The sequence below is a fragment of the Fructilactobacillus lindneri DSM 20690 = JCM 11027 genome, assembly GCF_002907375.1.
Classification (GTDB): domain Bacteria; phylum Bacillota; class Bacilli; order Lactobacillales; family Lactobacillaceae; genus Fructilactobacillus; species Fructilactobacillus lindneri.
Window position 1 is genome coordinate 361,920 of sequence record NZ_MIYK01000001.1, and the last position, 16,981, is coordinate 378,900.

Genomic DNA, 16,981 nt, shown 5'->3' on the forward strand with positions numbered 1-16,981 from the left:
ATTACTTTAACACAAACACAAAACATTTGGTGAAGGAACCCATTAATTTTTTTCCATTGTTGCATCACTTAAATTATCCAATAGTAAATGATTAATTGAAACTGGTACTCCATCGATTTTTGTATTAACTGCTGATGAACCATTTGAAGTTCTAGAAGCTACATGATATTCGTCTAAAATTACATCATGAGCACTACGATGATCAGTATAAATACGTAACATTTGATCTTCAGCATTAATTTTAATAAAACTAGCCAATAAATTTGGCCGTGTTTTTAAGTCTTTTAATACTTTGATTCCTTTACGAGCTCTAGATGTAACAGGGATATCATTTATTTTAATCTTTTTAAAATTACCATCTTGAAAGACAATGCCTAATTCTGAGCTATTATTAATAATCTGAGAATTGATAACAGTATCATCTGATCCTAAATTAATCGATTTAACCCCGGTAGTTTTTGGTCCGCTAGTAGAAACTTCTTCTAGACTATAACGTAATGCTAACCCATGTTCTGTCATAATAATTACTTCGCTATCATTGCTATTTTCAACATATTCAACATTTACAACTTTTTGCAAAGTATCTTTTAATTTTTCATAGACAGCAGCTCTACTTTTATATGTTCTACTAGGCAATAATTTAGCAAATTCAGTTTTTTTAATATGTCCAGCATTAGTGGTAATAACAAAGTTTCCGGATTGTTTAAGATTTGGAAAATCAAATACTGCAATAACACTTTCATTAGCATCTAGTCCATTTAATTGAGAAATATGTTCTCCAGTATCTTTCCATTTAACATCTTCAATTTCAAAAACAGGTCGATAAATTAAATTTCCCCCATCAGTAAAAATATAAATAAAATCTCGTGTACTTAATTTTTTAATAAAAACTGGATAATCTTCGTCTTTTAATCCATTATCGGATAGTTCAGATGCTTTGTACGACCGTAAACTACTTCGTTTTAAATAACCATCTTTAGAAACCATTACAATTACTTGTTCGTCAGGAACTGTAACTTTTTTACTAACATTAAGATTTTGAATTTCAGCTTCAATACTTGAACGACGCGGACTACGATATTCCTTAGCAATATCAGTCAATTCTCTACTTAAAACCCGATTAAGTTCCTCTGGATTAGCTAAAATTGATTCAAACTTAGCAATTTTACTTGCTAGATCAGCATTCTCATTTTTTAACTTAGTAACATCAGTATTAGTTAATCGATATAACTGTAAAGCAACAATTGCATCAGCTTGTTTTTCAGTAAATTCATATTCACTAACCAAGTTATCTCGGGCATCTTTTCTCGTAGAGCTAGCACGAATCGTTTTAATTACTTCATCTAAAATAGATAATGCTTTAATTAAACCTTCAACAATATGTTGACGTTCCTGAGCTTTATTTAAATCAAATTCAGTTCGCTTAGTCAAAACATCTCGTTGATAATCTAAATAAGTTACCAAAATATCTTTTAAAGACAAGCGTTCAGGACGCATTTTTTTAATTGCAACCACGTTAAAATTATAAGAAATTTGTAAATCAGTATTTTTATATAAATAATTTAAAATCCCTTGCACATCGGCATTACGTTTTAATTCAATAGAAATCATCAATCCTGATCGATCAGAATCATCTCTGACTTCTGCAATTCCATCAATTTTTTTGTTCAACCGAATTTCATCAATCTGTTTAACTAGTTGTGATTTATTAACTTCATATGGAATTTCAACTACTTGAACCAATTTCTTACCGCCACGCATTTCAGCAATAGAACTTCGGGAACGAATCATAACTCGTCCATGACCGGTTTCATAAGCCTGTTTAATTCCATCAATTCCTTGAATGATTCCGCATGTTGGAAAGTCTGGTCCTTTAATAAATTTCATCAAGTCAGTAAGGGTCGCTTCAGGATTACTTTGCAAGTAAATTAGCGCATCAATTACCTCACCTAAATTATGAGGTGGTATTTCAGTAGCATATCCAGCAGAAATACCAGTAGCACCATTAATTAACAAATTGGGAATTCTTGACGGGAGGACCGTTGGTTCATATTCTGTGTCATCAAAATTTAATACCCAATCAACTGTCCCCTTATCAATATCTCGCAGCATTTCTCCTGCAATTTTGCTTAATCGTGCCTCAGTATATCTCATTGCAGCAGGTGGATCACCATCCATTGATCCATTATTACCATGCATATCAATTAAAGTTTCTCTTAGCTTCCATGATTGACTCATTCTAACCATAGCATCATAGATTGAACTATCACCATGCGGATGAAAATTTCCCATTACATTACCAACAGATTTAGCTGCTTTTCTAAATCCTTTGTCATATGTATTACCATCTTTATTCATAGAATACATAATTCGTCTTTGAACTGGTTTCAACCCATCTCGAATATCTGGTAAAGCTCTTTCTTGGATAATTGCTTTAGAATAACGACTAAATCGCTCATCCATTACGGATGCAAGCGATAAATCTTTGATTTCTGATTTTTTTACCAAAAAGATCACCTCCCTTAATTATTAGTTTTATCTAAAATACTTCCTTCATCTCCAAGAGTAAATTGGACATTATTTTCAATCCAATTTCTTCTTGGTTCAACCTTATTACCCATTAATGTTGAAACTTGTCTTTCAGCAATAACTGCATCATCAATTTGTACTCTAATCAATGTCCGATGTTCAGGATTCATCGTTGTTTCCCATAATTGATCGGCATTCATTTCTCCAAGACCTTTGAATCGTTGTAAAGTCATTCCTTTAGGGAAATCTTTTCTGAGATTATCTAATTCTTCATTTGTCCAGGCATATTCAATTTTAGCTTTTTTACCCTTACCCTCTTGTAATTTATAAAGTGGAGGAAGAGCTACATACACTTTTCCAGCTTCAATCATGGGACGCATATATTTATAAAAGAAAGTTAATAATAAAATCTGAATATGGGCACCATCATCATCAGCATCAGTCATAATAATAATTTTGTCATAATTAGCATCTTTTAAAATAAACTCATTGCCTAATCCAGCTCCAACTGTATACATAATGGTACTAATTTCTTCATTTTTTAAAATATCAGCTGTACTAGCTTTTTCAGTGTTTAAAACTTTACCTCGAAGCGGTAAAATAGCTTGATGTTTTCGATCTCGACCTTGTTTAGCAGAACCACCCGCAGAATCACCTTCAACCAAAAAAAGTTCATTTTTACTAGTATCCTTAGATTGTGCTGGAGTTAATTTCCCCGATAATAGACGTTCACGCTTCTTTTTCTTCTTACCATGTCTAGTTTCATCACGCGCTTTTTTAGCAGCTTCACGAGCCTTACGGGCCTTTAGCGCCTTTTGTACTAATGTATTAGCAAAGTCACCATTTTCCATTAAGAAATATAACAATTGTTCCGAAACAACACTATCAACAATTGATCTAGCTTCTGGAGTCCCCAGCTTTTCCTTAGTTTGTCCCTCAAATTGAAGTGCTTCTTCAGGGACACGAAGAGCAATTACAGCTGTCAATCCTTCACGAACATCATTACCATCTAAATTTTTATCTTTTTCTTTTAAAAGGCCAACTTTCCTAGCATACTCATTAAAGGCTTTCGTCCAACCACTTCTAAATCCAGCTTCGTGAGAACCACCATCTTTAGTCCTAACATTATTGACAAAAGAAAGCATATTTTCAGTATAGCCATCATTGTATTGACTAGCCACTTCAACTTCAATGCCGCCTTTTTTTCCATCAAAATAAAGTACATTCCCTAGCGTACTTTTCCCTTCATTTAAGTATTCGACAAATTCTTTTATTCCATCGTCATACTTAAAAATTTCTTGTTTTTCTTTGCCAGGTCGTTCATCTGTTAAAGATATTTTAACTCCCTTTAAGAGAAATGCAGATTCGCGTAGTCTCACGGCTAGGGTATCAAAATTATATACAGTAGTAGTGAAAATTTCTGGATCAGGTTTAAAAGTAATCAATGTTCCATTCGATTTTTTAGTTTTTCCCAAATCACGTAATGTTCCAACGGGATTCCCACCATTTTCAAAGTCTTCTTGGTATAATTCGTGGTCTCTCACGATTTGAACAGTTAGCTGCTTTGATAAAGCGTTTACAACACTTGATCCAACACCATGTAATCCACCAGAGGTTTTGTATCCACCTTGACCAAATTTGCCCCCGGCATGTAAAACAGTCAAAATAACTTCTGGAGTTGGTTTACCTGATGAATGCATATCAACTGGCATTCCCCTACCATGATCTTCAACAGTAATATTATCATCTTCATGAATTGTTACACTTATCTCGTCACCGTAACCTGCAATTGCTTCATCAACCGCATTATCTACTATTTCATATACCAAATGATGTAATCCTCTAGCATCGGTCGATCCAATATACATTCCGGGACGTTTTCGAACTGCTTCTAATCCATGTAAAACCTGAATTGAAGAAGCATCATATTTTTGTGAATTATTTTGTTTCGTCATTTCGAAAAGCTCCTTTTTATCCAATATTTATAATAACTGATTTAAAAATGATTGCAAACACTTGCTAGATTAACAATGATTATCAATATTCAGCTGTTTTAATCTTTAATTTAATGCTAAAATTATTTTTGTTAATTAATTAATACAACTTGGAGGAAAAATGATTAAGTTAGTATCTCTTTTAATTATTGCTTATCTTTTAGGATCAATACCAAGTGGTATCTGGATTGGAAAATTATTTTTTCACGTTGATATCAGAAGACATGGTTCTAAAAATATCGGAGCAACTAACACTTTTCGAGTATTAGGACCACTAGCCGGGACCATTGTAACAATCTTAGATATTGGGAAAGGCTATCTTGCAACATGGATACCAATGCAGTTTGGAATAAGTTCATGGTATCCACTTATTTTTGGGGTAGCAGCTGTTTTGGGACATACATTTTCTATCTTTGATCACTTTAAAGGTGGAAAAGCTGTTGCTACAAGTGCTGGAATGCTAATGGCATATAACTTTGGGTTTTTCTGGATTGCTGCTGCTGCGTTTACCCTTTGTATTTTTTTAACTAGTATGGTTAGTTTAGGAAGTATGCTTGGATTTGTAATAATTGTAATTGCAGCCTACTTTACCCATGATACAGCTTTAACTATCTTAGCATTTGTATTAACAATATTTATTTTTTACAGACATCGTAATAACATTAAAAAAATTATTCATGGACAAGAAAATATTGTTCCCTTTGGTTTATATTATTGGTATTTGAAATACTTAAAAAAAACCATTAAATAATTACTGTTTTAATCGCGAATAAAACCTCTCAAATTAATTACTAAATTGAGAGGTTTTTTGTTTAAAAATTTATTCATTATTAAAAGAATTTAATTGTAAACTTAGCATAGAAATCTTCACCACAGCGTAACCTACTAATATCCTTTTTATCCTTAATAAATCCGGTACTGCTTTCTGAATCTGCAATACCCCACCACGGCTCAACACAAACAAAATCAGATTCTTGTGGGTACGTTGACCACAATCCAAAGTATTGATTATTATAAGCCGTAACTGCAACTCCATGTTTTCCCTTTTTAGAACTAATTTTAAAAGTCGTCTTTTTATTTTCAGAAACGTCAAATATTTTTGCATCTTCGGAAAATAAATGATGACTAATCGGAAGCGGATCGGTAAGTCCTGATTTATTGTGTACATTAGTGGTCGTTAATCCATCTTTATCTAAACTAATCAATGAATATTGATGATCCGGAATAATCGTAACAGAATAATCATTAAATGATTCTTTTTCGGGAGACAAAGGAATTCTAAAACCAGGATGAGCTCCAATCGAAAAATACATTGAATGACGATCTTCATTTTTAACCAACATATCAACACTTAAATCATTACCATTTAAAATATAGGTTACATATAATTTAAATTTAAAAGGATAATGAAGCTTAATTTCATCATTTGGTTGTAATAAAAACACAACTTTTGTATTCGTATGTTCCACAACTTCAAATTCGCTATCACGAGCAAAGCCGTGTTGATACATTTTATAAATGGTTCCCTCATAATTGTATTCATCATTTTGTAGCCTTCCTACAATTGGAAACAAAATTGGTGCGTGTCTCTTCCAATGGCGGGGATCAGCATCCCATATATATTCAAGGAGTTCTTTATTAGTAACTGAAACTATCTCGGCACCTTTTTCGTTAATTTTCACATTTAATTGATTATTTTTTAAAACTACCGTCATCTAAATCTCCCCAAAGTGAAATATAATTTTCTAAATAAAAACATTGAGTATTCCTCTAGCTAAAACTTAAGTATATTTACTATTCTATCTCATTTTACTCATATTAGAAAAGTTAAATTATTAATAAGTATTAATCAGTCTTTGAGTTTACTATCTAGAAGATCGTTTAAAAAATTGTTGATAATTTTTTAATAATTTTGCTTTGGTTACGTGAGTATAAATTTGTGTACTTGAAAGATTAGCATGACCTAATAATTCTTGAACCGTTCTTAAGTCCGCACCATTATTTAACATTTCTGTTGCAAAGGAATGTCGAAGCATATGTGGGTGAATACTACTATTCATCCCACTTTTTTTCATAATTTTATCCAAAATATATTCAATTCCACGACTAGTCAAATGATCGCCATGATGATCGATAAATAAATAGTTATGTTCCTTTTGATATTTTTTCATAATCGGATCCCGAGCATTAGCCAAATAATCACAAATAGCATTATTAGCATAGCTCCCAAAAGGAATGTAACGCTCCTTATTCCCTTTACCAAGAACTAGCATCATATTATTGTCTAAGTCTACGTTACCAATTGTTAGATTCGCACATTCACTCACTCGTAATCCTGAACCATATAAAACTTCTAAAATTGCTGAATCACGTTTTGCCAAACTAGTATTTTTATTTTTTTTTGCTGTTTTAAATAGCTTTTCTAATTCTTTTTCATAAAAAAAACGAGGGAGATGATTCAAATGTTTTTTTATATGAACATATGAAAAAGGATTATCTTCAGCTAATTCATTATTAATTAAAAAATTATAAAAAGAACGTAAAGAAGAAGTCTTTCTTGAAACTGTATTGTTATTATCTCCAATATCATGCAAATGGCCTAAAAAAACTTCAACATCAAAACTGTCAACTTTTCTAAAATCTTTAGGTTCTTCTGACTCAATTAGGAACTGATCAAACTCAAAAATATCGTCGTGATAAGCACGAGCAGTATCTTTAGAATATTGTCTTTCATTAACAATATATTTAATAAATAAATCGATTAAACTTTGATTATCTTTTTTCATTGTTTCCCTCAATATTTTAAAAAGACTGCTCATTAGAACAGTCTTTTCTATTATTTAATTACATCTTCTTCGTAGTCACCTTCAGGACAAACAACTTGCCAGCCACCACGAACTTTTTTATTAACTAAGAAATGACCACATTTAGGGCAATCTCTACCAATTGGTTTATCCCAAGAAACAAAATCACACTCAGGATAACGAGAACAACCGTAAAAAATACGTTTACGTTTAGTTTTTCTTTCAATAACTTGCCCCTCGTGACATTTAGGACAACTAACGCCAATTTCCTTTACAATAGTTTGAGTATTTCTACAATCAGGAAAACGGGAACAAGCAAAAAACTTCCCATATTTTCCCATTTTAACTACCATTGGAGATCCACATATTTCACAGTCAAATCCTGCTAAAGGTTCTTTAATCTGAACGTCTTCCATTTCTTTTTCTGCATATGTAACTTCTTTGGAAAAAGGCTGATAAAACTGATTAACTACGGCAACCCATTTACGTTTTTCTTCTTCAATTTCATCCAATTTGCCTTCAATATCAGCAGTAAAGTCAACATTAACGATATCTGGAAAATATTCTTCAATCAAGGTATTAACAATTTCGCCTAATTCAGTTGGTACAAAACGTCGAGCATCAAGTCTTACATAATAACGTTTTTGAATCGTCATTAAAGTTGGAGCATAAGTTGATGGCCTTCCAACACCATTTTCTTCTAAGGTTTTAATTAAAGCTGCTTCAGTATATCTAGCCGGGGGTTGGGTAAAATGCTGGTCTGGATTATTAGTATCTAATTTAACAACATCGTCTTTTTTTAGTTCTGGTAAAATATTGTCTTTTTCTTTTCCAGCAGAATAGACCTTTAAATATCCTTCAAACTTCATTTTTGATCCATTAGCACGATAATCAACTCCATTTTGTTCAATAGTAACTGTTTCAGTATCAACCACCGCTGGAGTCATCTGACTAGCTATAAAACGAGACCAAATTAAAGAGTACAGCCTAAATTGATCCTTTGTTAGATATTTTTCTATACTTTTAGGAGTTCTAAAAGCTGAAGTCGGACGAACAGCTTCATGAGCATCTTGTGAACCTTCAGGTAATTTACCTTTTTTAGGATGATTTGCAGCGTATTCCGGTCCATATTCCTTATGCAAAAACTCAGCAGCTTCATGTTTAGCAATTGAAGAAATCCGAGTGGAATCAGTACGCATGTAAGTAATTAAACCCTGGCTTCCTTCTTTTCCAACATTAATTCCCTCATAAAGTTGTTGAGCTGCCATCATGGTTCTACCAGTTTTATAATGTAATTTTTTATTAGCATCTTGTTGCATCGTACTAGTAGTAAATGGAAGTGGAGGTTGTCGTTTTTTTTCCCTTTTTTTCACTTCATTAATTTTAAAATCGCCTTTAGGATCAAGTCGTTTTAAAATATCTTGAACGTCTTCATTACTACTTAATTTCTTTTTTTTACCATTTAAACCATGAAAACTGGCTTTAAATTTTGATCGTCCTTTTTTAAATACTGAATCAATTGTCCAGTATTCTTCGGGATTAAAAGCCTTAATTTCTCTTTCACGTTGAATCACAATCCATAATGCCACTGATTGAACACGTCCTGCACTCAAGCCTTTTTTAACTTTTTTCCACAAAATCGGAGAAATCGAATATCCTACTAAACGATCAACAATTCTTCGAGCTTGTTGTGCATTTACCAAGTTCATATCAATTGTTCTTGGATGCTTAAAGGCATCCTTGACAGTATCTTTAGTGATTTCATTAAAAGTAACTCGATTTTTATCAGTAACATCTAAATTTAATACGTGTGCCACATGCCATGCAATTGCTTCACCCTCACGATCCGGGTCAGAAGCCAAGAAAATTTCTTTGGATTTTTTTGCTTCTGCTTTTAGCATTTTAATTGTATCGCCCTTACCACGAATTGAGATATAGTCAGGTTTATAATCATCTGAAATATCTACTCCCATTCGACTTTTAGGCAAATCACGGATATGTCCTTTACTAGCAATAACATTATAAGTACGTCCTAAATATTTACTAATAGTTTTAGCTTTTGCAGGTGATTCAACAATAACTAATTTCTTTTTTGTATTACGTTTTTTTCGTTTAGTTGTTTTTTTCTTAGTTGGTTTTAAAGTTGTAACACTTGTAGCCATTAATTCATCCCTCATAAATTTTCTACATATATAATGCGTAAAAATCCGTTTAAATTCTAACACATCATATTGCAGTTTTTTTACGCTGTCAAATAACAACCCTGCCCAACAAATCTCGTTCATCTAAACAAGGCTGACCTCCTGCAGCGATTAACTCATTTGCTCCAGTTGAAAAATAACTATCAATATTGCCAGGAATTGCTAAAACTTCACGGTTTTCTCGTAATGCTAAGCTCGCAGTAATTAAACTACCAGATTTTTCGCGTGCTTCTACAACTAATAATTTTTGACTTAATCCAGCAATAATTCGATTTCTTTCTACAAAATGAAATTTTTTCGGGCCATCGTCTAAACCATATTCGGATAATACTAATTGATCAGCCATTAATTGTTGCTGCAGTCTTTGATTGGAATATGGATAATAACGATTTAATCCTGTTCCTAAAACTGCAATTGTTTTACCCTGATTTGCCAATGTAATTTGATGACCTAATGTATCGACACCAGCAGCTAAACCAGAAACAATCACAAAATAATCAGTTACCTTAGAAGTAATGGCTTTTTTCATAGCAGAAACCGCATACTTAGAACATTTTCTTGATCCAACCACTCCCAGCATTGCATTTTTAGTTAAAAGATTAATATCTCCTGCGTAAAATAAAATGATTGGCGGAAGATAAATTTCTTTTAATTGCTGAGGATAACTGTCATCTAAAATTGAAATCCAATTTTGCTGTTGATTAATTTTTATTAATTTATCCAATGAAGAACTTAAAAAATCAATTTTAAAGTTTTGCGTTCGCAAATGATTTTCACTCAATAAATGACATATTTTTGCACATAAAGTTTCGATTGATAAACTTGATATTTCACATTGATTAATCCACTCGTAAACTAAGCTTTCTCCCTTGAGACCAATTCCAGAACATAATTTAATTCTTAATAGTAGTTCTCTTTTATTCATAAAATATACTCTACCTTTTTAGATAGATACGTTTTTATGATTTTAAATTTTTAACTGGGGCAAAACTTTTTCGATGAATTGGAGTTGCTCCAAATTTTTGTAAGGCAATCAAATGTTGCTTAGTCCCATATCCATCATTTTTTTCAAATCCATATTCCGAATATTTTTGACTATATTTAATCATCAAGTCATCTCGTGTTACTTTAGCGATAATACTAGCAGCTGCAACGCTAATTGACTTTGAATCTCCTTTAATCAATTTTGTTTGTGGAATCTCAATATCAATTGACATTGCATCGACAATAATATGTTCTGGAGTGATAGAGAGTCCCTCAATTGCTTGTTTCATTGCGATTTTAGTTGCTTCATAAATATTAACTTCATCGATAACTTGGCTTGAAATCTCAGCGCAGTTGTAACTCAATGCTTCTTGTTTTATCAATGGAATTAAATCACGACGTTGTTGATCTGATAGTTTTTTTGAATCATTTACTGTAATAACATCAAAATCTTTGGGAATAATAACTGCTCCAGATACTACTGGTCCAGCTAATGGACCTCTTCCAACCTCATCAACTCCAGCAATATAAGTTACACCTTTTTCCCAAATTGTATTCTCATAACGAAATCGTTCATGAAATGCAGTAATTTTTTCATTATTTTTCATAATTCTATTAGATACTTTTCGCACAATAGCTTGAACCCCTTTTCGGGAATCATTTTTATACAACAAAAAAAGCGGGTCCGATAAGTCATTAACCCGCTTAAATTGTTTCGCAATCTCTGTAATTTTCATGAGTTTTATTCCTTAATAAGCTCGTTTGGTTCATCAAGTGTGTAACGACCTAATTTACCTTTACGAATGTCATTAATGATTCGATCAGAAGCACGATCATAATCATCGCGCATACCAATTTTTTCAGTTATTTTCAATAATAAATTTGGATTATTCAAATCTAAATCAGCACTAGTTAAATGGTATCTTTTAATAACTTCGTCAGGATACTTATTTTTAAAAAAATCTAAAGCAAAAAGAGCCACATCATCACTATGATAAGATTTTTCTCGAATTGCACCTGTTACTGCTAGTTTTTCTGCAATCTCTTGACTTTGAAACTTAGGCCATAAAATCCCTGGTGTATCGAGTAATTCCAATCGTCCATTAGATGTCAGCCATTGTTGCCCTTTAGTAACCCCAGGACGATTTCCAACTGGAGCAGAACGCTTATTAACTAATTGATTTAACAAAGTCGACTTACCTACATTTGGGACACCCACACAAATTGCTTTGATTGACTTGCGCTCAACACCTTTTTCATTTTTAAGAAGTAATTTATTTTTTAAAATTTCTTTAGCTGCACTTTCAATTTTCTTTCTAGCGCCATTAACCTTAGAATCAATGGCAATTGCATCAATTCCTTGGCTTTTGAAATATGAAATCCACTTATTAGTTAAATTGGGATCAGCTAAATCAGCTTTAGTTAATATCATCAAACGGGGCTTATCTATACTAATTCTTTTTATTTCAGGATTAATAGAAGTATATGGAATACGAGCATCAACTAATTCAAAAACAATATCAACTAACCCGATATTTTCTTCAAATTGTCTGATGGCTTTGGCCATATGTCCAGGAAACCATTGGATATTACTTTTCATTTTGAAAACTCCTCTAATCAAGGTAAGCTAAATACTTTTGCCATGCATCATCAAAAATTGTCATCGACGGCAAATATCCAGCATTTTCTTCTAAATATTTAGATAAATTCTGAAAATCATTTTCATGTTTGGGGAAGGTCTGATCAAAAAAAGCGTTATTAGCAAACTGTGCAATTTCATCGTAACTATCAGGATTTCTTTCTGTCATTAAATACTCATAAAAACTTTTACGCACAATTACTCCTTTTTAATTCACTTTACGTTTAAAAATATCAAATTGATGAGGATATTCTGAATTATCTTTTCCTGGGATTTCTTTTATTTTTTCAAATTTTGAATAATCAATTGGAATCATTTTTGTATCTCCATCAACTTCTTTGTCAATAGATGTACGATACAATAATTTTACATAAGGAAGTAATGCTTCATAAACCTTTCTTCCTCCAACAACAAAAATAATATCGTCTTTATATTTATTTGCATATTGCAAGAAATCATTTTCATCACTAAATACTTTCACATCTACTGGAAATTGTTTGGGATTACGATGAGTTAAAACTAAATTTTTACGATGCGGTAATGGTCTTCCAAAACTTTTATAAGTAGTATATCCTGCTAAAATTTGATGATTTAAAGTTTGCTCTTTAAAAAATTTCATGTCATCTGGAATATTCCATGGTAAATTTCCATTTTTTCCAATCACATGATTTTTTGCTTCTGCCCATATATAAGCTAACATTAATTTCTCCTATACTGCAACTGATCCCTTAATAGTCTTATGATGCTGATAACCTTCAACCTTAATATCATCAATATCATAATCAAAAACACTTTTTTTATCTGGATTTAACCATAATTTAGGTGCTTTATATGGTTTTCTGGTTAATTGTTGTTTAATTTGTTCAATATGATTTAAATAAATATGTGCATCACCTAAAGTATGAATAAATGCTCCAGGTTTTAATCCACATTCTTTTGCAATTAAATTAGTTAACAAAGCATAACTAGCAATGTTAAACGGAACACCTAAAAATACATCTGCACTTCGTTGATATAATTGACAACTTAACTTACCGTCATTTACATAAAATTGAAACATGGTATGACATGGTGGTAGAGCAACATTGTCAACATCTTCCGGGTTCCAAGCAGTCACAATCATTCGCCTTGAATTTGGATTAGTTTTAATCGTATGAATGACATTTTTAATTTGATCAATAGCTTCACCCGTACTAGTCTTCCAATTTCTCCATTGGCTTCCATATACTAATCCCAGATCTCCATATTTAGCAGCAAAATTTTCATCATCAATTATTTTTTCACAAAATATTTGTTTCTGCTTTAAATATTCTTTTTTAAATTTTGGATCATTTTGAGCACGTAACCCAAAATCTGTCATATCTGGGCCTTGATACTCTGACGAAGTAATCCACTTCTTAAACGCCCATTCATCCCAAATATGATTATTATTTTGCAACAAATAGCGAATATTTGTATCACCTTGTAAAAACCAGAGAAGTTCACTTTTAATTAATCTAAACGGAACATTCTTAGTAGTCAATAAAGGAAATCCTTCAGACAAATCAAAGCGCATCTGATAACCAAAATAACTAATTGTTCCAGTTCCTGTACGATCCTCTTTTTTTTGCCCATTTTCTAAGATAAATTTTGCTAAATTTAGGTATGCATCTTCTAGCATGTTAACTCCTTTTAAATATTAATCTACAAATTGACTTAGATATTCCCATCTGCTAATCAAATTTTCTGATTCATGATTAAGTTCATATAACTGTTTTTGCAAATCAGCTAATTTGTCATAGTTGCTTCCATTTTTTTGCATCTCTGATTTAACTTCATTAATCTGTTGTTCATTATGATCAATTTTAGTTTCAATCTTATCCCATTCTAATCTTTCTGCATAAGTAAGCTTAGTTTTTTGCTTTGAATCAATTTTAGTTTTATTAGAAATTAAACTTTTTTTATTTTTAATTTTGTTATTATTTTGCTTAGTTTCTCTTTTATTGCTTAAATAATCAGTAAATACACCTGTATATCTTTCAATTTTGGCGTTACCATCAAAAATCAACAATTGATCGGCAACTTTGTCTAGGAAATATCGATCATGTGAAACAGTAATCGTCGTTCCATTAAAGTGTTTAATATAATCTTCAAGTACCGTTAGTGTTCCAATATCTAAATTGTTAGTTGGTTCATCTAATAACAATACATTAGGCTGTTCCATTAAAAGTTTCAGTAGATATAGTCTTCTCTTTTCCCCACCTGATAATTTTCTTATTAATGTTCCATGCATAAATTTTGGGAATAAAAATTGTTCCAATAAATTTGTAACACTAATTTTATTACCATCCTGATCAACAACATTTTGACCTACATCAGTTAGATAACTTATAACCCGCTTATCATCTGGGATTGGTTCCATTTGTTGCGTATAATAACCTAATTTAACTGTTTCTCCAATCTCAATAGTACCGGATTCAATTGGACACAATCCAGCAATCATATTTAGGAATGTTGACTTTCCTGCTCCGTTTTCTCCACTAATTCCAATTCTTTGCTGATTCTGGATTAGCATACTAAAATCTTTTAAGATTGTTTTATCAGCAACTTTCAAATCAACATTTTTAATTTCAATTACTTTTTTACCCAAGCGTTGCTGTCCCATGCTGATGTCAACATTTTCCTCAATATTAGGGCCTTCCTTTACTTTATCCTGTAAATCATTAAATCTTTCAATTCGAGCATTTTGCTTAGTTGAACGAGCTTTTGCTCCAGTTTTCATCCATTTTAATTCTTGCTTATATAATTGTTGTTCTTTATGGCTAGCATATTGTTGCTCACTAATCAATTCAGCTTTCTTAGCAACATAGGTTTGATAGTTACCTGGATATTCGTATAATCCCCCAAATGAAAGTTCCCAAATATGATTAACAACTTGGTTAAGAAAATAACGATCATGTGTTACAACTACCAATGATCCTTTATATTTCGCAAGATATTGCTCTAACCATTCAATTGAATCAAAATCTAAATGATTGGTTGGTTCATCCAATAACAACAAATCTGGAGATTGAATTAATACTTGAGCCAGTCCAACTCGCTTTTGTTGACCACCAGACATTGTCCCAACCTTTTGGTTTAAATTAGTGACTTTTAACTGGTTTAAGACAGTTTTAACTCGACTTTCAGCGTTCCAAGCATCTTTTTCATTCATATGAGCTTCAGCATCCAAATAGGCTTTCTCAAATTCTTTATTATCTGGATGGTTAGAATAATTATTCAAAGCGTCTTCATAATGCCTAATCACTTGAAAAACACTTTGATTGCCAGAAAAGACAGCATCTAAAACCGTCATATTTTCTGGCAACTTAGGATGCTGTTTTAGATAACCAATACGATAAGCTTTAGAAGTTATAATTTGACCTGTCACATCACTGTCAATCCCAGAAATGGTATTCAATAATGATGACTTTCCACTTCCGTTAGTTCCAATTAAACCGATTCGGTCATGTTCATTAATGGTAAAATCTAAATTTTCAAATAGTTTTTTTTCACCATATGTTTTTGTTAAATTTTCTGCTTTTAATGTTTCTACCATTAAATTACCTCATTTACATATTATTGCTTATCTTTTTTGCTCGTCTTAATAATTTATCAGTGTCATTATTAACTTGTAAATCAATGACTTCATGTTCTAACTGACTTAAGATTTTACCTAAATTTGGGCCTGGATGAAAACCATTTTTTATTAAAATACTACCATTGATTTTTAATTCATTTTTATGTTTGATTGGTAAATGTTGATATAAATCATTTATTTGCGTTGTCATGATTGAATTTTCAAATACAGCAGCTACCTGATTGGCCTTTAATAAATTCCCCAACCCAATTTCATAAGTCGTCCAGGCAGTTAAGTTATTTTTTGTAATGGCGTAACAGCCCATAACAATTTTAAGCGTGGTTTCAATCATTTTATTAGAACATTTCCACAAACGCATCATCTTTTTTATTTGATCATAATTCAGCTTTAATGAAATTGAAAATAATGACCAGACCTGATCTTCGCTCTTGATATTTTCTGCAATTGGTAAATGAACTAATTCCTTTAAGCTTACAATAAATCGATCAAAAAAAGGAACATTGTTAAACATATCTGTTTCAAGCATTTGTTGTATACCACGACCAGGGGCAAAGCCTAACATCATCTTAACAAATTCAACGTTAATTCTTTCAATAGCAATTTTTTTTAATAATGAACTATGTTTTTTAATTGCATTAAATGTATCACTTTCAATCGTAAAGTCCAATTGACTGCCAAAACGAACTGCTCGCATCATTCTTAAAGCATCTTCATTAAAACGCTGCTCTGGGTCTCCCACAGCCCTAATTAAATGTCGTCGTAAATCACCAATTCCATCAAACAAATCAATTACATCGCCATTTTCGCGCATTGCCAAGGCATTAATTGTGAAATCACGTCTTTTTAAATCTTCTTTTAGTGATCTAACAAAGTTAACTTGGTCTGGTCGCCGATAATCCTGATATCCTGTTTCTGTTCTAAAAGTTGTTATTTCAAAACCAATATTATCGAACATAACCGTAATGGTCCCATGTTCAATCCCAGTATCGATAGTACGTTTAAACATTTGTTTAATTTCAGCTGGATAGGCAGAAGTGGCCATATCAACATCGTGAATTGGAAGGCCAATGATTGTATCCCTAACACTTCCCCCAACAAAATATGCTTCATAATCATGTTTTTCAATAACCTGTAATACTTTACGCGCATCAACAAATTCAACAGGTAAATGTTCAATTTTCAAAGAAGCAACCTTCTTTCATTACTAGATA

Annotated in this window: 14 protein-coding genes; 1 reads left to right on the forward strand and 13 read right to left on the reverse strand. The window is 31.9% G+C overall.

Annotated elements, in window-relative coordinates:
• Positions 1 to 42: 42 nt before the first annotated feature.
• Together parC and parE are read right to left on the reverse strand one after the other, a co-directional pair.
• Positions 43 to 2,508, reverse strand: coding sequence for a DNA topoisomerase IV subunit A (gene parC / locus BHU33_RS01940; RefSeq protein WP_078775157.1), 2,466 nt, complete (start codon positions 2,506 to 2,508; stop codon positions 43 to 45).
• A 14-nt stretch (positions 2,509 to 2,522) separates the two neighbouring features.
• Complete coding sequence (gene parE, locus BHU33_RS01945) at positions 2,523 to 4,484, reverse strand: DNA topoisomerase IV subunit B (protein WP_054646175.1); 1,962 nt, start codon at positions 4,482 to 4,484, stop codon at positions 2,523 to 2,525.
• Between the two features lie 160 nt (positions 4,485 to 4,644).
• On the opposite strand from parE, the gene plsY reads away from it, so the two are divergent.
• Positions 4,645 to 5,274 carry a glycerol-3-phosphate 1-O-acyltransferase PlsY gene (gene plsY / locus BHU33_RS01950; protein ID WP_056997604.1) on the forward strand — a complete coding sequence of 210 codons (630 nt, stop codon included), beginning with the start codon at positions 4,645 to 4,647 and terminating at the stop codon, positions 5,272 to 5,274.
• A gap of 79 nt (positions 5,275 to 5,353) precedes the next feature.
• Here plsY and BHU33_RS01955 read toward each other — a convergent pair whose 3' ends face one another.
• The 11 genes from BHU33_RS01955 to BHU33_RS02005 form a co-directional block, all read right to left on the reverse strand.
• The gene (locus BHU33_RS01955; RefSeq protein WP_054646173.1) at positions 5,354 to 6,238 is read right to left on the reverse strand and encodes an aldose 1-epimerase family protein; all 885 of its coding nucleotides are present in this window, start codon (positions 6,236 to 6,238) and stop codon (positions 5,354 to 5,356) included.
• 150 nt (positions 6,239 to 6,388) lie between these two features.
• The gene (gene xerC, locus BHU33_RS01960; RefSeq protein ID WP_054646172.1) at positions 6,389 to 7,309 is read right to left on the reverse strand and encodes a tyrosine recombinase XerC; all 921 of its coding nucleotides are present in this window, start codon (positions 7,307 to 7,309) and stop codon (positions 6,389 to 6,391) included.
• A 50-nt stretch (positions 7,310 to 7,359) separates the two neighbouring features.
• Positions 7,360 to 9,489, reverse strand: coding sequence for a type I DNA topoisomerase (gene topA, locus BHU33_RS01965; protein ID WP_054646171.1), 2,130 nt, complete (start codon positions 9,487 to 9,489; stop codon positions 7,360 to 7,362).
• An 88-nt stretch (positions 9,490 to 9,577) separates the two neighbouring features.
• Complete coding sequence (gene dprA / locus BHU33_RS01970; RefSeq protein ID WP_054646170.1) at positions 9,578 to 10,453, reverse strand: DNA-processing protein DprA; 876 nt, start codon at positions 10,451 to 10,453, stop codon at positions 9,578 to 9,580.
• A 34-nt stretch (positions 10,454 to 10,487) separates the two neighbouring features.
• Positions 10,488 to 11,249, reverse strand: a complete 762-nt coding sequence (locus BHU33_RS01975; protein WP_054646169.1) for a ribonuclease HII — start codon at positions 11,247 to 11,249, stop codon at positions 10,488 to 10,490.
• A gap of 5 nt (positions 11,250 to 11,254) precedes the next feature.
• Complete coding sequence (gene ylqF, locus BHU33_RS01980; protein WP_054646168.1) at positions 11,255 to 12,112, reverse strand: ribosome biogenesis GTPase YlqF; 858 nt, start codon at positions 12,110 to 12,112, stop codon at positions 11,255 to 11,257.
• Positions 12,113 to 12,125: 13 nt separating this feature from the next.
• Positions 12,126 to 12,347, reverse strand: a complete 222-nt coding sequence (locus BHU33_RS01985) for a YozE family protein (RefSeq protein WP_054646167.1) — start codon at positions 12,345 to 12,347, stop codon at positions 12,126 to 12,128.
• A 12-nt stretch (positions 12,348 to 12,359) separates the two neighbouring features.
• A complete protein-coding gene (locus BHU33_RS01990) occupies positions 12,360 to 12,851 on the reverse strand; it encodes a dihydrofolate reductase (RefSeq protein WP_054646166.1) in 492 nt (163 codons plus the stop codon).
• Positions 12,852 to 12,860: 9 nt separating this feature from the next.
• Positions 12,861 to 13,811 carry a thymidylate synthase gene (locus tag BHU33_RS01995; RefSeq protein ID WP_054646165.1) on the reverse strand — a complete coding sequence of 317 codons (951 nt, stop codon included), beginning with the start codon at positions 13,809 to 13,811 and terminating at the stop codon, positions 12,861 to 12,863.
• Positions 13,812 to 13,829: 18 nt separating this feature from the next.
• Positions 13,830 to 15,728 (reverse strand): ABC-F family ATP-binding cassette domain-containing protein, encoded by a 1,899-nt coding sequence (locus BHU33_RS02000; protein WP_054646164.1) that lies wholly within the window; start codon positions 15,726 to 15,728, stop codon positions 13,830 to 13,832.
• Between the two features lie 13 nt (positions 15,729 to 15,741).
• Positions 15,742 to 16,953 carry a CCA tRNA nucleotidyltransferase gene (locus BHU33_RS02005; RefSeq protein ID WP_054646163.1) on the reverse strand — a complete coding sequence of 404 codons (1,212 nt, stop codon included), beginning with the start codon at positions 16,951 to 16,953 and terminating at the stop codon, positions 15,742 to 15,744.
• Positions 16,954 to 16,981 lie beyond the last annotated feature (28 nt).